Source organism: Vibrio sp. 970, from assembly GCF_033339075.1.
Genome location: NZ_JAWOTW010000003.1, coordinates 172,601 through 195,244 on the forward strand (window position 1 = coordinate 172,601; position 22,644 = coordinate 195,244).

The window sequence follows — 22,644 nt, forward strand, 5'->3', positions numbered from 1 at the left end:
AAACGGAACAAAAAAGGGCCAGCGATTGCTGACCCTGTATAGTTTTAAATCAAGAATGGTTAAAGTGCTTTAAAAATAGACTCAACACTTTCTTTCGCATCACCAAATAGCATTGATGTATTTTCTTTGAAGAACAGTGGGTTCTGTACTCCTGCGTAACCAGTGTTCATTGAGCGCTTGAATACCACTACGTTTTTCGCGTTCCATACCTCCAATACGGGCATACCAGCGATTGGGCTGTTCGGATCTTCCAGTGCGGCTGGGTTGACCGTATCGTTAGCACCGATAACCAATACGGTATCGGTTTCTGCAAAGTCATCATTGATTTCATCCATTTCAAGAACGATATCATACGGTACTTTTGCTTCAGCGAGTAACACATTCATATGCCCCGGTAGACGACCCGCTACTGGGTGAATCCCAAAGCGAACTTCAATACCTTGTGAACGAAGTACATCAGTAATTTCATGAACAGGGTATTGTGCCTGAGCTACTGCCATGCCATATCCTGGAGTGATGATTACTGATTTTGAGTTCTTCAACATCTCTGCAACTTCTTCAGCCGTTGTTTCACGATATTCGCCCTGCTCTTCGTCACCTGAAATCACTATCTCTTGACCAAAACCACCGGCAATAACACTGATAAACGAACGGTTCATTGCTTTACACATGATGTAAGAAAGAATCGCACCTGATGAACCTACCAAAGCACCTGTTACAATCAATAGATCATTTGCGAGCATGAAACCTGCTGCCGCTGCTGCCCAACCTGAGTATGAGTTCAACATAGAGACAACAACTGGCATATCAGCACCACCGATTGAAGCGACTAAATGGTAGCCGAATGCGAACGCGATCAAAGTCATCACAATAAGAGCGAACATGCTGCCATCTGCTTTTACGAAGTAGATCATAAGAAGCGCAGAAATAACAACCGCTGCGAGGTTCATTTTGTGCTTATGAGGCAGGTTAAGTGGCGACGAAGAAATCACACCACGCAGCTTACCAAATGCGACAATTGAACCGGTGAAAGTTACGGCACCGATGAACACACCCAAGAATACTTCTACAAGGTGGATAACATGCTCAGCATGTGTTGCTGCTTCTGGCGCATCTAGGTAACTGTTGTAGCCAACTAAAACCGCAGCTAAACCTACAAAGCTGTGTAGAATCGCAACCAGTTCTGGCATCTCGGTCATTTCTACTTTCTTCGCATAGAAAATACCGATCGCACCACCTATCGCCATCGCGATAATGATCCAACCAAAACCTTGCGCATCTGGGCTAAAGATCGTCGCTATCAGCGCGATCGTCATACCAGCGATACCGTAGTAGTTACCATTACGAGCAGACTCTTGCTTTGAAAGTCCCGCCAAACTCATGATGAAAAATAATGCAGCAACAATGTAAGCTGCTTGTACTAATCCTGCAGACATTGTGACTCCTATTTATCTTTGCGGAACATTTCAAGCATACGCTTGGTGACGGTGAAACCACCGAAGATATTGATACTCGCGATCAATACGGCAATAAAAGATAGGAATGAAACGACGCCATTACCTTGTCCAATTTGCAGTAATGCACCAACGACAATAATGCCAGAGATAGCATTCGTTACTGACATTAGTGGAGTATGAAGTGCATGGGTAACATTCCATACTACGTAGTATCCGACAACACACGCTAGAACAAATACAGTAAAGTGAGAAAGAAACGCTGCCGGAGCAACCGATGCAACCCATGCAAAGGCTCCAACAGCCGCTGCCACACCAATAATTTTCTTCGTTGGAGACGTAGGTTCTTCTACTTTAGGCTCTGGCTTCGCAGGCTGTTCTTGTTTCACTTGCGGCTGAGCTGAAACCTGAATTGGTGGCGCTGGCCAAGTAACTTCACCTTCTTTCACCACGGTAACGCCACGGATAACAACATCTTCAAAATCAATATTGATGTTGCCATCTTTCTCTTTACACAGCAGTTTTAGAAGGTTAACAAGGTTTGTCGCGTAAAGCTGAGAAGATTGTGTAGGCAAACGACCAACCATGTCAGTGTAACCAACAATTTTTACCCCGTTATCCGTCATGATAACTTGGTCTTTCACTGTATATTCACAGTTACCGCCATTAGCGGCTGCCAAGTCAACAATTACACTGCCCGCTTTCATGCTGTCGACCATTTCTTTGGTGATCAACTTCGGCGCAGGTTTACCAGGGATGAGCGCGGTCGTAATAATGATATCAACATCTTTAGCTTGCTCTGCGTATAATTCTGCCGCTTTTTTGTTGAAGTCATCAGACATTTCTTTTGCGTAGCCATCCCCAGAGCCTGACTCTTCTTGAAAGTCAACGGTCAGGAACTCAGCGCCCATCGATTCAACTTGCTCTTTTACTTCTGGGCGGACGTCAAACGCACGGACAATGGCACCTAAGCTACCTGCAGCACCGATAGCCGCCAAGCCAGCGACGCCAGCACCCGCAACCAATACTTTCGCTGGAGGTACTTTACCGGCAGCCGTAATTTGACCTGTAAAGAAACGACCAAACTCATGAGCTGCCTCAACCACTGCACGATAACCAGCGATATTAGCCATCGAAGATAGCGCGTCTAAGGCTTGTGCACGTGAGATACGAGGAACGGAATCCATGGCAAGAACGTTAATGTTCTTACTTGAAAGTTGTTCCATCAACTCAGCATTTTGAGCCGGCCAAATAAAGCTAACCAGTGTTGATCCATCTTGCAGTAACGCAATTTCGTCAATGCCTTGCTCATCATCCACAATTGGCGCATTAACTTTTAAAATAAGGCCAGATGCCCAAACTTCTTCACTAGAAACGATTTTCGCACCAGCTGCTTCATAAGCGGCATCATCGAAACTCGCTAGCACCCCCGCTTGGGATTCAATCGCGACATCGAATCCCAATTTTATTAACTGCTCAACCGACTTCGGCGATGCAGCCACTCGCGATTCACCCGCGAGTATCTCTTTAGGTACACCGATTTGCAAAACGCATACTCCTTGTATACATATCAATAAATTAGTCCCAAAACAGAGCGTCGCTCTACTCTAATTCTTTTTTATTTCTATCTGTTTACCACGCAAGACAATTGCAAACGAAAGATGATGTTTGGGGACACCCATTTGCACAATAACACCTTGACTAACAGCCCTGTTATTATTCTGTTTGTATCGAACGCGTCTCATTACTTCAAGTGTTTTGTAATTTAAATACTAAATTTCATTACATATAACGCTAAGTAATGAATGATTGTCGCTCTGTGCTCGAAAAATAACAACGCAACACCGTACTAGACTGAGGTCTAACCAGGTAACGATTAAATACTGACTTAACAGAGATTTAAGCGTTAAAAAGAAAGAACCACTAGCATATACACTAATGGCTCTTTTTAAGATGACTGGAATCAAATTGCAGTAAATTGCTAGTCGAAGATTTTATCGCCCATTTGATCAATAAACATTTGAGATTTCTTCAACATAAGGTCATTGGCATCTTGCTCTGAGCCAAGTAAATCGGAGCGAATAAACCGATGTGTTTTCACTTCATCATTGTCATGCTTTTCTATTCGACCAGCGATGCGATATTGTCCGCCCTCTGAAAGGCTCTCTGGGTAAATAAAGAAACCTTTATACTCAACTGGCTCGATAGTTTTAGCTTCAGCGGTTTTCTCACTACCACCAAACAAACGCGAAAAAAATCCCACGATTCCTCCTTGGGTCAACTCACTAGTCAACTGAGCGACTCTTACTTGATATTAACGTTAAGGATCGGTTTTTCATACCAATCCAACTCTTTGTCATCATCATAACTAGTATGGGAAAAAATTACAGGCACATCATACTCTCGGTTCTTACGCCTGTCTTCTTTCACCATTTCTGCGGCGTTTTTCACCGCTATATCCGCGCTTTGCTTAAACTGGCTTAATTTTTGTTCAGGAAGTGAAGACAAAAAATCAATATCATGACGGATATAGACAGGCTTGAGCTGGATAAGCGCAAGGCAAGCAATATCGGCTAACTGTTCGTTGTCATACTGTTCTAAAAATTCGGGCAAACTGAGAACCTGGCCTACTAATGTTTCCATGTAATTGTGCACATCTGAGCTTATCTGCATCTGTAAATCTCCTTTTTCCTATGAAATGAGTATAGCAACGACTTGTTTATAACAACTTATTGATTGCTCTTAATTTAATCAATCTCTCTCTTTTTGCCGTAATGTCTTCCAAAATACTTGGGAAAAGGAACAAATAGACGTATTCTTGCTAGTTCTCAAAGTTCGAAATTCAATAACGGATAAATATCCATATTGATAAAACGATTTACCTAACCAATTATATAGTCAACTATTTTCAGGCAGTTTGTAATAGATGTCCTCATCGTCAATGACTTCATCAGGCTTCAGATTCTTATTCCCTTTTTTGCTACTGGGCATAGTGAGTTCGGGCATGGACAGCATTATTCAGATGACTCAGGCAAACTGGGGCATTGCCGCAAACTTGCCGTACATACTATTAGGTTGTGCGCTACTCCTTTGTTATTCATTTAAGCAAGGCAGAGAGTCCATGGTGTGCTTGGCAATGTTGCTAGCCTATTTTGTGATACAGCACCGCCTACAAGTCCCGCTTCAAAGTGGTACCGCTTTACTTGAGCTAACCATTTTAACCACGTTACTTCCTGTCTCGTTTCTTACGGTATTTTTGTTTAGTAAAGAAGGTTTTGACTCTAGAGCCATGTTGACTTACATCTTGATGTTAGCAATGTTCGTTCTTTGGTCTTATCTAACGCTAGCATATTACGTTGAAGGAGGGTTTGAACAATGGACAAGCGGTATTTTATTTATTGTACCTACGGTCTCTAAACTGCCTTTAATTCTTGTTTTATATTGCGTGGGTATTGTCTGTTTTCTTGGAATCCTTGTTTTAAAGAAGAATGAAATTATTCATGCGATGACCTACTCTGCCATGGTATTGGCGTCTGCGACGTTCATTTTCTTTGATGTGCAGTACATATCAAGCACCATGTTTACGCTAACAGGGCTGCTTATCATTATTTATGCCGCTTCCGCTAGCCATCAACTGGCTTTCACCGATAGCCTAACGCTGATTCCAAGCAGACGTGCACTTGATCTCGATCTAAAACACATGGGTAAGAAGTTCACGATCGCAATGCTTGATGTTGACCATTTTAAAAAGTTTAACGACACCTACGGTCACGATACTGGTGATGACGTTCTAAAAATGGTCGCTTCGCGCCTCACTAAAACCCCAGGCGGCGCAAAAGTTTATCGATTTGGCGGAGAAGAATTTACCATCGTTTTTAAAGGCAAATACGCTGACGAATGTAAGAACTTTTTGGAAGAAGCTCGCAAATCGATTGCAGAATACGAGATGATATTACGCGATGAAGAATCTCGCCCTGAGAACCATAAACAAGGACAAAAACGTCGTGGTAGCAACAGTTCGAAAAGAAAGTCGGTTTTTGTTACCGCAAGTTTCGGAGTTGCTGATAGCCGGAATGGGCAAGCTCCTCTGGACGTTATTAAATCAGCGGACGAAGCACTTTACAAAGCGAAAAAGGCCGGACGTAACTGCATAAAGCTTCGTTAGACCCTCACCAATCGTGAAAGTTAACAAGCTTGTCTGGGTTTAAAACAAAACCGAACTTCCCCATCAGCATAATAACTGCACTCATCGTTGCCACTATCCCGATGTTATCTATCTAATCAAAGGTATAAGGTATACGCCCGATTGCGACATTCCGTTCGCACTGTTTGCCTATCTTACTTTGAGTTAACTTTAAAAGAATTACCAAAACGTGACAACGCAACAAAAAAGTGGCATTCATAAGACTTTGTTTTAAAAAGAATTAACTACAGTATGTGTGTTTCTTCCCAAAGATTTTGATGTATATAGTGCTTTATCAACGGTTGCATACAAGTCTGATTGCACTTCTTTCCCTGTTGGTTGAAAAACAAAAACGCCCTGTGACACTGTCACTCTATTTGACACACTAGAATACTCATGTGGGTAATCGAGAAAATACATAGCCTCTTGTATACGCTCGGCTTCTCTTTCTGCTGTTTGAGTGTCGGTACACCCTAGCAACACAACAAACTCTTCTCCACCATATCGACCTACATATTCCCCAGAGCGACAAAACGTCGCCTTTAGTTGATTCGCAATCGCTTGCAAGCAACGGTCGCCTTCAATATGACCGTAATTATCATTAAACGGTTTAAAAAAATCGACGTCCAATAGAATCAAAGCCATTGGCATATTGTGACGGCCATGCCATGCAACCATCGATTCCAACTTATGGTCGATATAACGGCGGTTATAGAGTTTGGTTAGGCCATCTTCATTCGCTTGCTGAGTCAAAAGTTGATTAACTTGCTCCAATTGAGCTGTCGCTTGCTTAAGCTCTCGTCTCATATGAGCAATACGCTGCATTGCGATAAGTTTAGAGTTCAGTACCAGTTTATCTACCGGCTTAATTAAATAGTCATCACCGCCCGCGTCTATGGCTTTAGCAATCATTTCTGGCTCTTCGTGACTACTCAAGAAAATAATAGGGATCCAATCCGGAAACGTTTCTCTTATATGAAGAGAGACTTCAAAACCGTTCATATCTGGCATTGATATATCGAGTAACACCAGTTCCGGATCAAAACTCTCGTAGGTATTTAACGCCTCTAGTCCACTACCTACGGCTTTTACAATATGTCCAAGTTGCTTTAGACGAATAGCCAACTGCATCCTGTCTAGCTGAACATCGTCAACCAGAAGGATTCGCATCGATGTCCCTGTCGGTTGCATAACGCGTTCCATTTTTAATTATGTCTTTATTAAACATATACCATACTCATAGAGTTGTTGCATTCGACTCATAATTAAGTGCTATATTTTTGTTTGAATATCACGGAATCCATTGCATAAAGCAGTTAGACTGGACGTTACCCTATCTAATCATGGCCTGTGAGCAGAAGTTCAACAAACTCATTCACTTTGGTCATCTTGTGGATTAATGGGTATAGCTATTTGATGCATTTGGTATTAATATTCCCGCCTTTTTGTAATGAGAGACACACCATGTCAGAAGCAACTAACAGCGAAAGCAAAAAAATCGATCTAGCCAGCATTTCTCCAGAGCTACGTAAAGTTATCGAATTTGACGAAGTTCCAGAGCAAATGTTCGAAATGGTTACCTCTATCCATGAAGTGTCTGAAGAAGCGGTACGTGAATCATGGGACGAAATGCCAGCAAGTGCACAGAACATTCTAGACAACTTTGAACAGTTTCATGCTCTAGTTTCTGTAGGCCAAGCATTCGCTGGTATTAATGTGATGGAAGAGTTTCCGACTCTTAATCTGCCAGAAAACATGACAGATGAAGATAAAGAAGAATACCGTGCTCAACTACTTGATAATGTGCTTCACAACTGTGTGAAAGACATGGTTAAGCAACTTAAGAAAGCACGTCGTGACCCACTTCTTAAGCGTGAATTCAAAGAAGTATTCGCGAAGTAATTCCGACATTCTTCTAGTAACAAAGGCCGCACTTTGCGGCCTTTTTTGATCATGAAGCGTAAATCAGTCTAAACGGTTAATGAGGCGCTAGTGCCATATCTTTTTGTGTCACACTGACACCTTTAATTTGTGCAAAAACACGGCTACCAACTTTTAGGTTGAGATCATCAAGGGCCCACGGTGTGATCGTTGCCCACAAATAACATTTCTCGTCTAGCTTGAGTGATACATTAATACTCTGCTTGTCATCGGCTGCGTTAAACGCCTCGATGGAATCGACAATAGCAGGCAAAATATTTCGAATCGACGTCGCCTTGGGTTGCTCGAGCGTGATAGAAACGTCGTTGGCACGCACTTGCAAGCGTATTGGCGTGTCTGGTGTTCCGTCGATCTTTTGCACCCACAGGAATACATTAGGTGCAAGGCTGATACAAGTCAGTGCATAACGTGCATGATGTTCAGCAATCCGGCCTTCAAATAAGCTGCTTTGATCTGAGAAAGATTGCCATGGACGCATAGCATGAGAAGCCCACACTTCCTCAAGCTTACCTGAACTCGAAATTTTACCTTGGTCAATAATTGCAAGGTGCTGAGCAAGCCTTAAAATTTCCTGGAGACTGTGTGTGACATAGATAATAGGGATATTTACCTTCTCCGACAACTCCTCAAGAAAAGGCATTACCTCACGCTTTCTTGGCATATCGAGTGAGGCAAGTGGCTCATCCATCAAAAGCAAATTGGGTTTAGATAGCAATGCGCGCGCAATCGCAACACGTTGCTTTTCACCACCAGAAAGTGATACCGGAAAGCGCTTTAGTAACGGTTTGATAGACAAGAGTTCGGTGACTGCATCAAAATACTCGTCATCTTTTTCTTTAACGCCATATAACAAATTGCCTTGAACCGAATAGTGAGGAAACAGACGTGAATCCTGAAACACATAACCAATACCACGCTTGTGCGTTGGTAGGTTGATTCCCTGTTCACTGTCAAACAAAACATGCTCACCAACCGCAACATACCCTTGCCTTGGAGTGACCAATCCGCTGATGATGTTAATCAACGTCGTTTTACCTGCACCAGATCGTCCAAACAAGGCACTAATTCCATTACAGGGTAACTTAAGTTTGATGTCGAAGTCAGTCTCACCAAGCATTTGTTTAAATTGGACTTTAATCGTCATTGCTTCGCACCCAATCTGCTTGCCGCTTTACGATTTAGCCATTCAGAGATCATTAATGTAGACAAGGCTAACGCGATAGAAATGATACACAGACGAGCCGCCTGCATTTCTGCACCTGGCGTTTCAATAAAGTTGTACATTGCCAGCGGAATCGTTTGGGTCTCACCCGGAATGTTAGAGACGAAACTGATCGTCGCCCCGAATTCGCCAAGACTACGAGCAAATGACAGCATCGTGCCCGTAATAATTCCGGGAATGGTCAGTGGTAACGTGATGGTGAGAAACACTTTTAAAGGAGAAGCGCCTAACGTAGAGGCTGCGTGCTCCAATTTAGGGTCGACGCTATCTAAGCTTAAGCGTACTGAACGAACCATCAAAGGCAAAGCCACGACAATACAAGCGACTACTGCCCCTTTCCAATTAAAGCTAAATACTACCCCTAAGTTTTCATAGAGCCACTTTCCAAGGACCCCTTGTCGTCCTAAAGAAATCAACAATAAATAGCCGATTACCACTGGCGGCAATACCAGTGGTAAATGAATTAAGCTATCGAGAATCGATTTACCAAAGAACGTTTTTCGAGAAAGTAGCCAAGCAAGAAAAACGCCGAGAGGAATCAGCCAAAGTACTGCGTACGCGCCTACTTTGAGGCTTAACATTAAGGCTTGGTATTCCAGTTCTGTCACGCTTCGTTCCTATAATTGAAGGCCGGTTTATTGCTGAAAGCCATATTGAGCAAAAACGCGTGCGGCTTCGTCCGATTTTAGGTATTGGAAGAACTGCTCCGACTCAGTAGAATCATTCACAATTGCAGCCGGGTACACAATAGCCGCATGCGTATCACTCGCAAATTCGCCGACAATTTTGACTTTATCAGTTAACTGAGCATCGGTTTTGTAGACCACACCTAAAGGCGCTTCTCCACGTTCAACCAACGCCAAAGCTAAGCGCACATTCTTTGCTGGTGCGACGTGAGTTTGAACCGCTTTCCATACACCCAGTGTAGTCAATGACTCTTTCGCGTACATACCAGCAGGTACTGACGTCGGATTGCCTAAAGCAAGACGATTTCCATGCAATGCCTTCTCCCATGCCTTTGCATCAGAAAAGTTAAATGAGGTTAATTCTGAAGACTGGGGAGCAATCAACACTAAGCTATTGCGCACTAGATTTGTGACATTGTCACGAAAAATGACGTCTTTATCGACCAAATAATCCATCCATTTCGTGTTCGCAGAAATGAATACATCCGCTGGTGCGCCATTGATAATTTGTCGAGCGATAGAAGAAGAACCACCATAAACGGGAGTGATAGAAACGTCATACTTTTCTTCAAAGTTTTGCGCGATCTCGTTAATCGCATTCGTCATAGAAGAGGCTGCATACACTTTTAGGTTCGTTGCTGCGTTTGCTGAAAATGAAATGCTTAATACTGCCGCAAGGCAAGCATGCTGTTTCCATGCTTTCATAGAGATACTCCAATACAAGGCAAGCGAAAGAACAGGTTATTTGAATATAAAGTTCAATCAGTTAATGTGCTATTTAAACAAAAAATCAAGGCGCATATGTTGTTCTATCGCATCTGCGATGCGATTAATGCCTTGCTCCTTTAACTCTTCAAAGTCTTGTTGTTTGATTTGGGTGCCGTTTACCCATTCTGATACCAGGCTTAAGACATCTGCCTCGTCAAAGAACCCGTGAAGGTAGGTTCCCATGATTTGGCCACACTCGCTGATCGCCCCCTCCGCTTCACCGGAACTGAATGTAAGAGGTTGCAGGCCCCGTACTTCACTTCGCCCTACGTGGATTTCATAACCCTTTACATTGGCTGTTTTGCCGTTAAGAGAAAGCTGTGCTTGTGTGTTTGTAAGCTGTTTGCTGTTAGTTAGCGTCGTAGTGATATCAAGCAACCCAAGTCCTTCGCTTTGACCTGGTTGGCCTTCGACGCCGTTTGGATCATCAATCAAGTTTCCAAGCATCTGGTAGCCGCCACAGATACCAATCACTTTTCCACCAAGACGAATATGACGCAAGATATCGTTATCCCACCCTTGGCTTCTTAGATACTCCAGAGCGTCTCTCACTGATTTGGTCCCAGGCAAAATAACCAGGTCGGCTTTATCTATTTTTTCGCCTTTACCTACATAACGTAGATTGATGTCTGGATTCAATCGCAGCACATCAAAATCAGTATGATTACTAATCCGGGTTAAAACAGGCACAACAACATTCAGTTTTACCTCAGAGTGCAACTCTTGCTGCGCAGTGATCGCGTCTTCTGCTTCTAAATTCAAACCATGGAGAAAAGGAAGTACACCAAGTACAGGTTTACCTGTTTTTTCTTCTAGCCAATCGAGGCCCGATTGCAATAAACGAATATCACCTCGAAAACGGTTGATAACAAATCCTTTTACTCGCGCTTGTTCAGATTCAGAAAGTAGCGCAAGTGTTCCGTACAAATGTGCAAACACTCCACCACGATCAATATCAGCAACAATGATCACTGGTACATCAGCGGCCTCAGCAAAACCCATGTTTGCAATATCGCCTTCTCGTAAATTGATTTCAGCAGGACTCCCCGCGCCCTCGATAATGATCGAATCAAATTCTTGAGTCAGACGAGAGAAGGAATCTAACACCGTGTCCATCGCCACTTTCTTGTAATCATGAAAGCCAGCCGCATCCATATTGGAAATCGCCTTACCCTGCAAAATGATCTGAGCACCTGTATCACTGTTAGGTTTAATTAAAACCGGATTCATATGTACAGTTGGCTCAATATTACACGCCTGTGCCTGAACGGCCTGTGCTCGACCTATTTCACCGCCATCTTTGGTTACCGCACTATTTAGTGCCATGTTTTGTGGCTTAAATGGGGCAACATTTATCCCTTTTCGTGCTAATACACGGCATAAACCTGCCACAAGGACACTTTTTCCGGCATCCGAAGTGGTGCCTTGAACCATTAAAGATGGGATCGCTGATTTCATGAATGTTTGTAAGGAATAGAGGAAGATGAACAATCATAACGTCATCGTCCCCACTTACTCAAGCAAATGAATAGAATATGAATGTTGAAATCATCATTGGTTCAAACAAGCCCTGTTTTAATGACCCCATCAAAACAAACCGATGAGGATGTAACATGAAAAAGAATACAATTATCGCAACAATCGCCGCCTTAGCTATTGCTCCTTCTATCGCGTTCGCGAAAGATAACGCTCAAAACCAATCAAACTTGCAGTTTAACGGTCCTGTCACTGTGGAAAAATTGGATGCCTTGCTAAACGACTCCAATATGTTTACTGAAAAAGATGTGGTCGTTGAAGGTAACTTATTGCGTCAAGTTCGCGCGGATAAGTTTGTCTTTAGCGATGGTTCCGGTGAAGTGATGGTCGAACTCGATGACGATATTCAGCTAAATACTCCGATTGATCACACGACTAAAGTCCGTCTGTTTGGCGAATTTGAAGGCGGGAACAAACCAGAGATTGAAGTCGAACAACTCGTGGTCATGTAAAACAAACCCCGATTGCTGTGCATATCAACATGATGTAGTGACGATTACAGCTAAATAGTGACGGCAAGCACTTAAAATGATAGCTTTATCAATCTTGGTCTGCTTTTTGCAGACCATTTTTTTGTTCATTTTAATCATCTTGCCCGGAGACACCATGCTAGGTAAAGCTCTAAAGGTTGCAGCCTTTGGTTTGTGTGCTATTTTGCCACTTTCCGCACACGCAAATAATTTCAACTACAACACGATGGAATTTCGCATGGGCACTAGCCCTGGTACATTTGGTGGCGAGTTCAATACCTACTTTACAGAGAATACCCATTTCATTGCTCGCGCAGACAGTGAATTCAGCGGAGACTGGGACATTGCTGGTGGTATAGGCTTTAATGGGCCAGCAGGCCAATTTGCAGATATTTATGGCCAAATGTTGGTACACAACATTAAAGAGAACGGCAGTGATAAAGTGGGCGACGAGTGGCGCACGGAAGTGAATATTGGCACTCGTATTTGGTTTATGCAAAATGTTGAGCTACATGGCCGTATCGGCCAAATCATAGATAATGACGATTCGAACACCATTTACAATCTGGGCGCACGATTCCACTCAACTCAGCAACTATCGCTTGGTGCAGATTTCAAAAATAATGGTGTCTATGGCCAGCAAATTGTAATGTCTGCTCGTTTTGCATTTTAGTGGACATGACTATGACTACCAGGGCATCACAAGCAAGCATATGATTCAATAAAAATGGCCTCCAATTTTGGAGGCCATTTTTTGTTAATCACGAATCATTAGCTTGTAGCAGAAACTAGCTGTAATACATCAGTTTTTAGCGGTTTTTTTAGGTTTATCTTGCACATATTTTTTCGATACATCTACAACGGCGATATCTCTAAAAAAGCTTCGACCAAGCAAAATTGGAAACGTCATATGTCCGCGATCCGCTAACGTAAACTCTGTCTTTTCTTTGTGATCCCCAACGGTAATGTAGGCTTTTACCACCGCTCGTTTATCCACCTCTTCTGACGAAGACTGCTTAACTTTAGCCCAGCGCTCAACGGGTACTTTAAATTCTTTGGTGTCTTTGTCACCTAAATCTATCTTAAATTTAACCCAGTCTTTACCATCACGCTCAAACGGAACAATGTCAGTCGCACTAATTGATGATGTTGTCGCACCTGTATCGACTCTAGCCTTGAAAGTCTGGTCAATTTCAGGAACATAAACCCATTCTTCAGAACCAAGAATTAACATGCCATCGGGTGTTTTTGTGACCTTGACTGGCTTCTTAGGCTTTGGTTCCGGCTTTTTCTCAGGTTTCGCTTCTGGTTTGGGCTCCACCTCTGGCTTTGGATCTACATCAGGTTTCACTTCTGGCTCGACTTTAACGGGCTCTTCGACCTTTGGCGACTCTGGCTCAACAGGTTCCTGCGTCGTTTGAGTTGACGTACAAGCAATTAAACTGCCGCTCATCATAAGCGGCAGAATCAGTTTCCAGTTTTTCATCCACACTCCAATTAAGCTTGAGATACTTTCTTAATTGCGTCCGCTACGTATGGAATATGAGTTTCGGTAAGTCCGGCAATGTTAATTCGACCATCGCCAACACCATAAATGCCATAATCTTCACGCAGTTGCGCCATTTGGTTTCCACTAAAGCCTAGCACAGTAAACATGCCTTTGTGACCCTCAATGAAATCAAATTGATCTGTATTATGGTTGTTTCTCAACTCGTTACACAAACTTTGACGAAGGCTAACCAAACGATGTTGCATTTCACTCAATTCTTGCTTCCAAACGGAAGTGAGATTGTCATCTTGCAGAATGGTCTTAACTAAAGCTGCACCATGGTCGGGTGGCATCGTGTAAGTCGAGCGAGCTAGAGTGAGGAGTTTACCTTTTGCATTGGTTACATCATGCATGTTCTTACCAACCACAATCGCTGCACCAGTTCGTTCACGGTACAGACCAAAGTTCTTCGAACATGAAGTAGTAATCAACATCTCTTCAACGTTATCTGCCATAAAACGAAGGCCTTTTGCGTCTTCTTCTAGGCCATCACCGAAGCCTTGGTAAGCAATGTCCACAAATGGGATGAAACCGTTCTTCTGCGACAATTCTGTAATGGCTTGCCAAGCAGAGAAGTCAATATCCGCACCAGTTGGGTTGTGGCAACAACCATGAAGAAGTACCACATCTGAAGGCCCAGCTTTCGCAAGATCATCCATCATTTTTTCGGTGTCTACTTGTTTCGTTTCCGAAGAGAAATAGTGGTAGAACTTAACTTTAAGGCCTGCTGCTTCCATCACTGGCTTGTGGTTTACGTAGCTTGGGTTGGAAATCCAAACCGTCGTATCTGGCTGTGCGATCTTCATTAGATCACCGAGCATACGCAGCGCACCACTTGCACCTGGCGTTTGAATAGCTGCAACACGATCCATTGCAGACGTTCCCGTCAGTAGCAAATCGATCATGCTTTTATTAAATTCTTCGCAACCTGCAAGACCAACATAAGACTTGGTTTTTTGAGTTTCAACAACGACATCCTGCGCCATTTGAATGGCTTTCATAATCGGCGTTTCGCCTGCGCTGTTTTTGTATACGCCAATGCCAAGGTCAACCTTGTTTGGACGTTCATCGTTACGGTATGCAACGGATAGAGATAAAATAGGATCTAATACGGGAGTTGGGAGATTAGAAAACATGAAAGTCATAACCCTTTGAAATTCAAGTACCGAACCTCACGTTAACACCATCGCAAAAAATGACGAAATGATTTTTCACTTATTTCATCAATTAGAGAACAAAATTCTGGATTGCGGTGAGTTTTGTGCGCTCTATCGTTCAGAAAAAGAACGATTCACTCCTCGTTGTACCAATCCACTCTACCGTTTTTTCTAAACTCTCTTGGTGTCATGGTCGACCACGCTTTAAAACGTGTACTAAAGTTAGCGCTGGTCGGATATCCGACTATTTCTCCAATATGCTGAATTGGCCATTCTGTTGAACGAAGTAACCTAGCAGCATATTCCATGCGCATACGCGTTAAATGTGCCATTGGGCTTCGACCAAACTGCTTTTGAGTCAGTCGATGCAAATGAGGCTCCGAACATGGATATAGAGCCGCCACCTGCTCAACGCTCCAATCCTTATGGAGCTGACGTTGGACAAGGTCAAATACACGCCGAAGCCTCAATTGGCTGCGTGATATCGACTCTGAGGGCGGCATGTTTAACATCAGCTCTAACTGAGCCACACTATGCTCACCTACCGCACCACCATAATCGATTGGAAGGTTAATGCTGCGTAGTAACGTTTGGATACATGCATACATCACTTCAGGTGTAGATGAAAGCTGGTAGCGAACATCGCATTCTAATATCGGCCACTCTCTATCAGGAGCAAGAAAAAGCCACGCGATCTGCCAAGGTTCTTCTTCTATACCAAAACCGTTTTCAACACCTGCGGGTACTGTAATCAACGAGCCCGGTTCCAAATCGTATCGATAAGTCCCACTCTCTAGCCACCCTTTACCACGCACCGTATAGAGCAGCATGTGTTTCTTTTGGTTTTTACGATAAACAGAGAAGAAGTCACGACAAGTGGCAATGCCGCACTGCACAATGCCTCTCTCCTCAAGTGCTAATACTCGACTGTGATCAATAAACTCTTGATAAGTTTTTTCTGAAATCGCGTAGCGTTCTTGTTTATCTTCCATGATTTATTGGCTCACATGTGCGTTAGTAGAGAGTTTTACAAAGGTTTTGGATTCCTTTGAAAAATACACCGCCAAATCATGAGGATAAACTACTCGCATTAATCTTTAAGGAGAAATGCGATGCTCTTAACACGCGAATACATCGATAAAGCATTTTGGCAAAAGCTGATTACGATTGGCCTACCTGTTTCACTTCAGTCCATGCTTTTTGCTTTGCTCGGCGTCGTGGATATTTTCATGGTAAGCCTACTCGGAGAATCTGCAACGGCAGCAGTTGGAGTTGGAAATCGTATCTTTTTCTTCAACCTAGCGGTTGTCTTTGGCCTGTGCGGTGCAGTTACCGTACTTGCTTCGCAATACTACGGCTCAGGAAACCTAGCCGGAATTCGCAGAACGTTGGCGCAATCTTGGTTTATTTCCATTTTGGTGACGCTGCCGTTTATCGTTCTTTATGCGATTTTTGATGAAGAGATCGTCTCTTTTATGTCAGACGATCCTGAATACGTCACTTATGCACGTGATTATCTTGTGGTTACGGGCTTTAGCCTCATTGCTACGGCGATAGTAGTACCGATTGAAGCGGTATTGCGCTCCGTGGGCCAAACCAAACTGGCAACCAACGTTAGTATCTCCGCCATTGTCGTTAACGTCGCGCTTAATTATGTTTTGATTTTTGGTTTATTTGGTTTCCCTCAATGGGGCGTATTTGGTGCAGCCGTAGGTAGTTTTGTTTCTCGATTTTTCCAAACCGCCGTCTTGATTTATTTTTTCTACAAACGATATGCTTACCTAATTCCGACTAAGTTCGATTGGGTACAAGGCCGCTTAAAACAGTATCGAAAAAAGTACTTTAAGGTTTCTTTACCCATGTTGGTCCACGATGCGCTTTGGACTGGTGGATTGATCGTTTACAGCATCATCTATGGTCAATTGGGCGTTTCAGAACTGGCGATCATCTCATTCTTATCACCGATTGAAGGGGTACTGATTTCAACCTTTATGGGATTTGCGGTCGCTGCATCCGTTCTTCTTGGGAATGATATTGGTGCAAAACATTATGACCGAGTCGAGAAAACGGCGTGGTGGTATGTGTTAACCAGCGCAATCTTAGCCACCTTGCTGTTTTTCCTAGTGTGGTTGAGCTCGCCCATGATTCATCACCTATTGGTACTGAGCCCGTTAACCGATGCAGACATGGCACTTAACGTATGTTTAGTCATGGCGCTAGGTATGATTTTGAGGGTGTTTAACATGGTTGGGATTGGCGGCGTACTAAAGAGTGGCGCTGATATTCGCTATAGCATTTTCATCGACACGTTCGGTCAGTGGGCTATTGGCATCCCCCTTACTTATTACACAGGCATGGTGTTAGGGCTGCCTTTGCATTTTGTCTTGATGTCTCTGCTCGCGGAAGAGTTAGTGAAAGGCGTACTGACGACTTACCGTATTCAATCTAAACGTTGGATAAATAATATGGTTGAAGATGACCAATCGGTGACGGCGTAACCAAAAAGACATTAACGAACTCACACCAAAAGGGCTCACCCGTTATGCACGCGTGAGCCCTTTTTATGTGCGGAGAATGCTTGATTAGATGTCCGTAAAGCGATGAATGATTTGGTTTGAACTGCCACGCCATTCGAGATTGAGGTCTTTCTTGTCTTGTTCAAACTTACCATCAATCAAAACATCGATGTATTGCACCACTTCCCTTTGCGCGTTATTCAGTTCCGTCAGCGTGTAGCCAGTCCAAACCCAAATGTCTTTACCTGGGCACTCCTCTCTCACCCTTTTCACTATCTTCAAAATATGAGGCACATTAGCAGGGTGAAGCGGATCTCCACCCGACAACGACAAGCCACGGCGTTTGATACGCGTGTCGTTTAAGTCAGCGATGATTTTGTCTTCCGCTTCTTGCGTGAAAAGTACACCAGAATCCAAACGTTGCGTCGACTGGTTATAACACCCACGGCACTGATGCACACAACCCGACACAAACAGCGTGCAGCGCGTACCCGGTCCGTTAACAACGTCAATTGGATAGTATTGGTGGTAATTCATAATGCGTCTCTGTGTTATCGCGAAAGAGAAAATCAACCTGTTTAAAGTTGATTTTCAAAGTGTTAAAACGAGTGGTAGTAAACCTTACAGGTGTTTAACTCGGCGCTTCACTTCTTCTTGCTTACCGAAGTTAAACGGGCGTGCATCTGGGCTGCCTAGGTAGCCACAAACTCGACGTGTTACTGATACTTTAGTTGAGTCATGGTTACCACAGCTTGGGCAAGTGAAGCCTTTACTTGTACAGTCAAACTCGCCGTTGTAGCCACACTCGTAGCACTCATCAATTGGCGTGTTTGTACCGTAGTAAGGCACTCGGGTGTAACTGTAGTCCCATACGTTTTCTAGTGCTTCAACGTTACGTTGCATGTTCGGGAACTCGCCGTAACAGATAAAGCCGCCGCTTGAGATTTCTGGGTAAGGCATCTCAAAGTCGATCTTGTCGTATGGGTTCACCTTCTTCTCAACATCTAGGTGGAAGCTGTTGGTGTAGTAACCTTTGTCTGTTACGCCTTCAATTACGCCGAACTCTTTCGCATCGATGCGGCAGAAACGGCTACATAGGTTTTCACTTGGCGTTGCATATAAGCTGAAGCCATAACCTGTTTCGTCAGCCCATTGATTCACAGCATCTTTTAGATGCTTGATGATCGCGACCGCTTTTTCACGCAAAACAGCGTCATCATAAACGTGCGCTTCTGTACCGAATAGTGCGTTAATTGTCTCGTGTACACCGATGTAACCAAGAGAAATAGACGCACGACCGTTCTTGAAGATATCTGCGATTGAGTCGTCTGCTTTCAAGCGAACACCACATGCGCCTTCCATGTATAGGATTGGGGCCACACGTGCTTTCACGTTTTCAAGGCGAGAGATACGTGTCTCTAGTGCTTTACGAGCAAGACGTAGGCGGTCATTTAGAAGCTCGTAGAATTTCTCTTCGCTTCCGTTTGCACGGATAGCGATACGAGGAAGGTTCAAGCTCACGACGCCAAGGTTGTTACGACCTTCGTGAATCAGCTCACCGTTTTCTTCGTAAGTACCAAGGAAGCTACGGCAACCCATTGGCGTTTTGAATGAACCGGTTACTTCCACTACTTTGTCGTAGTTAAGAATGTCTGGGTACATACGCTTAGACGCACACTCAAGCGCAAGTTGCTTGATGTCGTAGTTTGGATCTTCTGATTTGTGGTTCAAACCATCTTTGATGCCGAATACAAGTTTAGGGAATACCGCTGTTTTACGGTTCTTGCCTAGACCTGCAATACGATTCTTCAGAATCGATTTCTGGATAAGGCGTGATGCCCAGCTTGTACCAAGACCAAAACCAAACGTAACGAATGGTGTTTGACCGTTCGCCGTGTGTAGCGTGTTTACCTCGTACTCTAGAGATTGGAACGCGTCGTAACACTCTTTCTCAGTGCGTGCTTTTGCGAACTCTTCTGGCTCAGCAATGTTCCACTCTTTTGCGATCTCTAGGTGTTTCTCGTAGCTTGTGATTACGTACGGTTCTAGAACCTCATCAATACGGTTGATGGTTGTACCGCCGTAAATGTGGCTCGCGACTTGAGCAATGATTTGCGCTGTTACCGCTGTTGCAGTCGAAATTGATTTTGGCGTATCAATCTCAGCGTTACCCATTTTAAAACCATGCGTCAGCATGCCTTTAAGATCGATAAGCATACAGTTAAACATTGGGAAGAACGGTGCGTAGTCTAAATCGTGGTAGTGAATGTCACCCACTTCGTGCGCTTGAACCACATCGCGAGGAAGAATGTGCGTCTTCGCGTAGTGTTTCGCTACGATACCAGCCAACAAGTCACGTTGAGTCGGAATTACTTTGCCGTCTTTGTTCGCGTTCTCGTTGATTAGATCCAGATTACTTTCTTCAATCAAACCTTCGATTTCGCGAGTTAGTGCACTTTGCTTCTCACGAGCGATGTCGCGATCGTGGCGATATTCAATGTAAGAACGCGCTAGGGCTTTGTAAGGACCTTGCATGAGTTCATTTTCGACTAAGTCTTGAATCTCATGGATGTGAACTTCATCGTGTTCTCTTAACTGTAACTCGACAGCAAGAGCCACATTAAGAGCATAAATAGCGACATCTTTATCTTTGTTTTCCGCTGCTGCTTCAACTGCTGCTTGGATACGATCCCTGTTGAACGGAGCTCTTGATCCGTCGCGTTTGATTACGATTGGTTTCACTTTGTTCTCCTTACCCGAGCATACTCACAGAGTTATCCACAAACACACTATATGGGGTCATTTTTTATTCTGGCAACACAATATATTGTGGCGTATTTAACGAGAAGCACCACTCGAAAACATTGATTTTGATCAATAAAGATTGGCTAGCGAACAAGAAGAAATCGATCTTATTGGCGTTGATCTCAGTTGCGAAGAAAACCATGAAAATTGCAAAATTGGTACTAAATCTACTTGCTATTTTTGGAGGTCTTGTAGGATAAAGGATGGAAAGGAATACGCTAAAAGATAGGAGTGCAACAGGCCAAAATGCGATCACTTTTTGTTACGTTAATATTACTTTTTAGTTCTCTTTCATTTGCTCAAAACTCCATCAATCTAACCAGTTGGAACATAGAATGGTTATCTATAGATGGTGGAAAAGTGTCGAGAACACCACAAGATTTTGAAAAGCTGACCCACTATGTGGATAAAACACAAGCCGACATTTTTGCTTTTCAAGAAGTCGAAAGTGCTGCTGCCATCCAAAAAGCCGTTGGCAATGACTTCACTATTTATCTTTCCGATCGTTCAAACGCCTCCAACCGACACCTTCAGTTTAACGACACCAACCAATACACAGGCTTTGCCGTGCGCAATGGCGTAAGCGTATTAGACAAGCCAGACTTCTCTATCACACGAGGCAACAGCAAGCTTCGCTTCGCGAGCTACCTTGTTTTAAATCCAAACCAAGAAAACGAGACTCACCTACTCTCTGTACATCTGAAAGCGGGTTGCAGTGGCGCGTATCGTAATAACCGCGATTGTAAGATAGTGAAACAACAAGGACAGGCACTAGCTAAGTGGATAAAGGCGCGCGAGGACAACAAACAACATTATGTCGTGCTTGGCGACTTTAACCACAACTTGGGTTATCAAGGAGATTGGTTGTGGGACGTGATATCGGACAATACTAGTGCAAAGCTAGTGACTAAAGACACTAAAGCGGAATGTAAAGTGCGCTCTAATCGTAATCCGAATAAAACCCACCAATTCCGCTCGGTGATAGACCACATCATTGCGAGTGGTGATTTAAAGGCGTCGTCTGGTGTTCAAACCGTTTTCAAAACACAAGATGTACTCGACTATAAACTGAGTGACCATTGCCCGGTTTCTACGACACTCACTTTTTAGCGTTTAAGTACTCTTTTTAACGTTGAAGTACTTTCTTTATTGACGAACCACTCTTTTAGCGGTGAATGACCCAACCAACATTGCCGCTATAAAGAGCAGAACTTGTGTGTTGCCAGTAAAAAGGCTGGCAACCGCAGGACCAGGACACACACCCAGTAAGCCCCAACCAATACCAAACAGTGCTGCACCACCGACTAACTTTTTGTCTATCGTTTTAGAAGTCGGACAGACAACCTCATCACCAAACACAGATTCGCTTCTTGGCTTTATTAATAAAAGATAAGCAGGAACGAACACAACAAGTGCTCCGCCCATAACGAAGGCTAAGCTTGGGTCCCATGAACCGGTAATATCAAGAAAGCCGATCACTTTTGCCGGATCTGCCATACCAGAGACCACCATACCAATACCAAAGAGCACACCAGAAAATGCAACAACGGACATTTGCTTAATACTTTTCATTACGTGAGTTTTCATAACGACACTATTCCTCACGATACTAGCAAGACGGTTAACATGGCTGTGGCCATAAAAGTACACGTCGCGACCACAGAACGGATTGAGAAACGCCCTATTCCACAAATGCCATGGCCACTAGTACAACCATTGCCGATACGCGTACCAACACCGACTAACAAGCCAGCAACGATAACTAAAATAAGAGAACCGCTGTACTGATCTGGTACATGCCCGCCAAGAACATAAACAGCAAACAAGCCACCTAATACCATCGCAATTAAAAAAACAATTCGCCAAACGCGGTCTGCGCTCTCAACGGCACCGTTTAAGATCCCACTGATCCCAGCAGTCTTGCCAGTAAATAGCATCAGTGTTATCGCTGATACGCCAACTATTATGCCGCCCAACAGCGACATCCAAGGAACTTCAAACATAGCATCCGCCAAACTAATTACTTACAGAAAACTTGCTTAAACGCTTCGACCAGCGGACCAACTCTTTCATCAGAAATTGAATAGAATACCTGCTGAGAAACCTTCCTAGCTTTAATGATGTCGTGCTTTCTCAATACGGTGAGATGTTGTGAAAAAGCAGATTGGCTTAATGATGAACCTTCAAACAGTTCACCGACCCCTTTCTCACCTTCAATCAGCTTACACATCACGATTAGGCGCTCTGGATGAGCCATAATTTTAAGCAGCTCACTCGCTTCGGTCGCACTTTGTAGCATACTGTCGCCCATTCTTATGCCTCTTCATTACTACATTACATTTTATTAGATATTACTA

At 43.6% G+C, this 22,644-nt stretch carries 23 protein-coding genes; 6 read left to right on the plus strand and 17 right to left on the minus strand.

Annotated elements, in window-relative coordinates; all coding sequences use genetic code 11:
* Nucleotides 1–59: 59 nt before the first annotated feature.
* From pntB to R7Q11_RS05705, 4 genes are all read right to left on the minus strand, one after another.
* The gene (pntB, locus tag R7Q11_RS05690) at nucleotides 60–1,436 is read right to left on the minus strand and encodes a Re/Si-specific NAD(P)(+) transhydrogenase subunit beta (protein ID WP_225466267.1); all 1,377 of its coding nucleotides are present in this window, start codon (nucleotides 1,434–1,436) and stop codon (nucleotides 60–62) included.
* 8 nt (nucleotides 1,437–1,444) lie between these two features.
* Nucleotides 1,445–3,001 carry a Re/Si-specific NAD(P)(+) transhydrogenase subunit alpha gene (locus tag R7Q11_RS05695; protein WP_149192252.1) on the minus strand — a complete coding sequence of 519 codons (1,557 nt, stop codon included), beginning with the start codon at nucleotides 2,999–3,001 and terminating at the stop codon, nucleotides 1,445–1,447.
* Between the two features lie 434 nt (nucleotides 3,002–3,435).
* A complete protein-coding gene (locus R7Q11_RS05700) occupies nucleotides 3,436–3,717 on the minus strand; it encodes an HlyU family transcriptional regulator (protein WP_017634616.1) in 282 nt (93 codons plus the stop codon).
* A gap of 41 nt (nucleotides 3,718–3,758) precedes the next feature.
* Nucleotides 3,759–4,127: a late competence development ComFB family protein gene (locus R7Q11_RS05705; protein ID WP_005376241.1), complete on the minus strand. Its 369-nt coding sequence runs from the start codon at nucleotides 4,125–4,127 to the stop codon at nucleotides 3,759–3,761.
* Nucleotides 4,128–4,380: 253 nt separating this feature from the next.
* Between R7Q11_RS05705 and R7Q11_RS05710 the strand changes: the two genes are divergently transcribed.
* Complete coding sequence (locus R7Q11_RS05710) at nucleotides 4,381–5,619, plus strand: GGDEF domain-containing protein (protein ID WP_031777241.1); 1,239 nt, start codon at nucleotides 4,381–4,383, stop codon at nucleotides 5,617–5,619.
* A gap of 249 nt (nucleotides 5,620–5,868) precedes the next feature.
* Here R7Q11_RS05710 and R7Q11_RS05715 read toward each other — a convergent pair whose 3' ends face one another.
* Nucleotides 5,869–6,828, minus strand: coding sequence for a diguanylate cyclase (locus tag R7Q11_RS05715; RefSeq protein ID WP_017634619.1), 960 nt, complete (start codon nucleotides 6,826–6,828; stop codon nucleotides 5,869–5,871).
* Nucleotides 6,829–7,101: 273 nt separating this feature from the next.
* On the opposite strand from R7Q11_RS05715, the gene R7Q11_RS05720 reads away from it, so the two are divergent.
* Nucleotides 7,102–7,539, plus strand: a complete 438-nt coding sequence (locus tag R7Q11_RS05720; RefSeq protein ID WP_005376232.1) for a DUF3069 domain-containing protein — start codon at nucleotides 7,102–7,104, stop codon at nucleotides 7,537–7,539.
* Nucleotides 7,540–7,615: 76 nt separating this feature from the next.
* On the opposite strand, the gene modC is transcribed toward R7Q11_RS05720, so the two are convergent.
* The 4 genes from modC to R7Q11_RS05740 all read right to left on the minus strand — a co-directional run bounded on the left by modC (nucleotide 7,616) and on the right by R7Q11_RS05740 (nucleotide 11,712).
* The gene (modC, locus tag R7Q11_RS05725) at nucleotides 7,616–8,722 is read right to left on the minus strand and encodes a molybdenum ABC transporter ATP-binding protein ModC (protein ID WP_085569024.1); all 1,107 of its coding nucleotides are present in this window, start codon (nucleotides 8,720–8,722) and stop codon (nucleotides 7,616–7,618) included.
* Nucleotides 8,719–9,408: a molybdate ABC transporter permease subunit gene (modB, locus tag R7Q11_RS05730; RefSeq protein ID WP_054575444.1), complete on the minus strand. Its 690-nt coding sequence runs from the start codon at nucleotides 9,406–9,408 to the stop codon at nucleotides 8,719–8,721. Before modB ends, modC begins: the two co-directional genes overlap by 4 nt.
* 27 nt (nucleotides 9,409–9,435) lie before the next feature.
* Nucleotides 9,436–10,191, minus strand: coding sequence for a molybdate ABC transporter substrate-binding protein (gene modA, locus R7Q11_RS05735; protein ID WP_017634622.1), 756 nt, complete (start codon nucleotides 10,189–10,191; stop codon nucleotides 9,436–9,438).
* 69 nt (nucleotides 10,192–10,260) lie between these two features.
* On the minus strand, nucleotides 10,261–11,712 hold the full coding sequence (locus R7Q11_RS05740) for a cobyric acid synthase (protein WP_225466268.1): 1,452 nt from the start codon (nucleotides 11,710–11,712) through the stop codon (nucleotides 10,261–10,263).
* Nucleotides 11,713–11,867: 155 nt separating this feature from the next.
* On the opposite strand from R7Q11_RS05740, the gene R7Q11_RS05745 reads away from it, so the two are divergent.
* Together R7Q11_RS05745 and R7Q11_RS05750 are read left to right on the plus strand one after the other, a co-directional pair.
* Nucleotides 11,868–12,242 (plus strand): YgiW/YdeI family stress tolerance OB fold protein, encoded by a 375-nt coding sequence (locus R7Q11_RS05745; RefSeq protein ID WP_005376220.1) that lies wholly within the window; start codon nucleotides 11,868–11,870, stop codon nucleotides 12,240–12,242.
* Nucleotides 12,243–12,396: 154 nt separating this feature from the next.
* A complete protein-coding gene (locus R7Q11_RS05750) occupies nucleotides 12,397–12,933 on the plus strand; it encodes a hypothetical protein (protein ID WP_017634623.1) in 537 nt (178 codons plus the stop codon).
* A 129-nt stretch (nucleotides 12,934–13,062) separates the two neighbouring features.
* Here R7Q11_RS05750 and R7Q11_RS05755 read toward each other — a convergent pair whose 3' ends face one another.
* The 3 genes from R7Q11_RS05755 to R7Q11_RS05765 form a co-directional block, all read right to left on the minus strand.
* Nucleotides 13,063–13,746 carry an ATP-dependent zinc protease gene (locus R7Q11_RS05755; protein WP_005388032.1) on the minus strand — a complete coding sequence of 228 codons (684 nt, stop codon included), beginning with the start codon at nucleotides 13,744–13,746 and terminating at the stop codon, nucleotides 13,063–13,065.
* An 11-nt stretch (nucleotides 13,747–13,757) separates the two neighbouring features.
* Entirely contained in the window at nucleotides 13,758–14,945 is a 1,188-nt protein-coding gene (locus R7Q11_RS05760) for an aromatic amino acid transaminase (protein WP_047101084.1), read from the minus strand.
* 155 nt (nucleotides 14,946–15,100) lie between these two features.
* Entirely contained in the window at nucleotides 15,101–15,958 is an 858-nt protein-coding gene (locus R7Q11_RS05765; RefSeq protein WP_025767758.1) for an AraC family transcriptional regulator, read from the minus strand.
* Between the two features lie 120 nt (nucleotides 15,959–16,078).
* Between R7Q11_RS05765 and R7Q11_RS05770 the strand changes: the two genes are divergently transcribed.
* Entirely contained in the window at nucleotides 16,079–17,464 is a 1,386-nt protein-coding gene (locus R7Q11_RS05770) for an MATE family efflux transporter (protein WP_005388027.1), read from the plus strand.
* A gap of 84 nt (nucleotides 17,465–17,548) precedes the next feature.
* On the opposite strand, the gene nrdG is transcribed toward R7Q11_RS05770, so the two are convergent.
* Both nrdG and nrdD read right to left on the minus strand, forming a co-directional pair.
* Nucleotides 17,549–18,019, minus strand: a complete 471-nt coding sequence (gene nrdG, locus R7Q11_RS05775; protein WP_017634628.1) for an anaerobic ribonucleoside-triphosphate reductase-activating protein — start codon at nucleotides 18,017–18,019, stop codon at nucleotides 17,549–17,551.
* Between the two features lie 84 nt (nucleotides 18,020–18,103).
* A complete protein-coding gene (nrdD, locus tag R7Q11_RS05780; protein ID WP_005388026.1) occupies nucleotides 18,104–20,224 on the minus strand; it encodes an anaerobic ribonucleoside-triphosphate reductase in 2,121 nt (706 codons plus the stop codon).
* A gap of 309 nt (nucleotides 20,225–20,533) precedes the next feature.
* Here nrdD and R7Q11_RS05785 point away from each other — a divergent pair, with 309 nt between their 5' ends.
* Nucleotides 20,534–21,397 carry an endonuclease/exonuclease/phosphatase family protein gene (locus R7Q11_RS05785; protein ID WP_025767757.1) on the plus strand — a complete coding sequence of 288 codons (864 nt, stop codon included), beginning with the start codon at nucleotides 20,534–20,536 and terminating at the stop codon, nucleotides 21,395–21,397.
* Nucleotides 21,398–21,433: 36 nt separating this feature from the next.
* Here R7Q11_RS05785 and R7Q11_RS05790 read toward each other — a convergent pair whose 3' ends face one another.
* The 3 genes from R7Q11_RS05790 to R7Q11_RS05800 are packed head-to-tail and all read right to left on the minus strand — an operon-like array spanning nucleotide 21,434 to nucleotide 22,598.
* Entirely contained in the window at nucleotides 21,434–21,874 is a 441-nt protein-coding gene (locus R7Q11_RS05790; RefSeq protein WP_017820171.1) for a YeeE/YedE family protein, read from the minus strand.
* A 14-nt stretch (nucleotides 21,875–21,888) separates the two neighbouring features.
* Entirely contained in the window at nucleotides 21,889–22,302 is a 414-nt protein-coding gene (locus R7Q11_RS05795) for a YeeE/YedE family protein (protein ID WP_254901900.1), read from the minus strand.
* A gap of 5 nt (nucleotides 22,303–22,307) precedes the next feature.
* The gene (locus R7Q11_RS05800; RefSeq protein WP_005376206.1) at nucleotides 22,308–22,598 is read right to left on the minus strand and encodes an ArsR/SmtB family transcription factor; all 291 of its coding nucleotides are present in this window, start codon (nucleotides 22,596–22,598) and stop codon (nucleotides 22,308–22,310) included.
* Nucleotides 22,599–22,644: the final 46 nt, after the last annotated feature.

Bases quoted from the DNA above. Each gene is read 5' to 3' on its own strand.
- pntB (WP_225466267.1), bottom strand. From the start codon at position 1,436: ATGTCTGCAGGATTAGTACAAGCAGCTTACATTGTTGCTGCATTATTT.
- R7Q11_RS05705 (WP_005376241.1), bottom strand. From the start codon at position 4,127: ATGCAGATAAGCTCAGATGTGCACAATTACATGGAAACATTAGTAGGC.
- R7Q11_RS05710 (WP_031777241.1), top strand. From the start codon at position 4,381: ATGTCCTCATCGTCAATGACTTCATCAGGCTTCAGATTCTTATTCCCT.
- R7Q11_RS05715 (WP_017634619.1), bottom strand. From the start codon at position 6,828: ATGCAACCGACAGGGACATCGATGCGAATCCTTCTGGTTGACGATGTT.
- R7Q11_RS05720 (WP_005376232.1), top strand. From the start codon at position 7,102: ATGTCAGAAGCAACTAACAGCGAAAGCAAAAAAATCGATCTAGCCAGC.
- modC (WP_085569024.1), bottom strand. From the start codon at position 8,722: ATGACGATTAAAGTCCAATTTAAACAAATGCTTGGTGAGACTGACTTC.
- modA (WP_017634622.1), bottom strand. From the start codon at position 10,191: ATGAAAGCATGGAAACAGCATGCTTGCCTTGCGGCAGTATTAAGCATT.
- R7Q11_RS05740 (WP_225466268.1), bottom strand. From the start codon at position 11,712: ATGAAATCAGCGATCCCATCTTTAATGGTTCAAGGCACCACTTCGGAT.
- R7Q11_RS05745 (WP_005376220.1), top strand. From the start codon at position 11,868: ATGAAAAAGAATACAATTATCGCAACAATCGCCGCCTTAGCTATTGCT.
- R7Q11_RS05750 (WP_017634623.1), top strand. From the start codon at position 12,397: ATGCTAGGTAAAGCTCTAAAGGTTGCAGCCTTTGGTTTGTGTGCTATT.
- R7Q11_RS05755 (WP_005388032.1), bottom strand. From the start codon at position 13,746: ATGAAAAACTGGAAACTGATTCTGCCGCTTATGATGAGCGGCAGTTTA.
- R7Q11_RS05760 (WP_047101084.1), bottom strand. From the start codon at position 14,945: ATGTTTTCTAATCTCCCAACTCCCGTATTAGATCCTATTTTATCTCTA.
- R7Q11_RS05765 (WP_025767758.1), bottom strand. From the start codon at position 15,958: ATGGAAGATAAACAAGAACGCTACGCGATTTCAGAAAAAACTTATCAA.
- R7Q11_RS05770 (WP_005388027.1), top strand. From the start codon at position 16,079: ATGCTCTTAACACGCGAATACATCGATAAAGCATTTTGGCAAAAGCTG.
- nrdG (WP_017634628.1), bottom strand. From the start codon at position 18,019: ATGAATTACCACCAATACTATCCAATTGACGTTGTTAACGGACCGGGT.
- R7Q11_RS05785 (WP_025767757.1), top strand. From the start codon at position 20,534: ATGCGATCACTTTTTGTTACGTTAATATTACTTTTTAGTTCTCTTTCA.
- R7Q11_RS05790 (WP_017820171.1), bottom strand. From the start codon at position 21,874: ATGAAAACTCACGTAATGAAAAGTATTAAGCAAATGTCCGTTGTTGCA.
- R7Q11_RS05800 (WP_005376206.1), bottom strand. From the start codon at position 22,598: ATGGGCGACAGTATGCTACAAAGTGCGACCGAAGCGAGTGAGCTGCTT.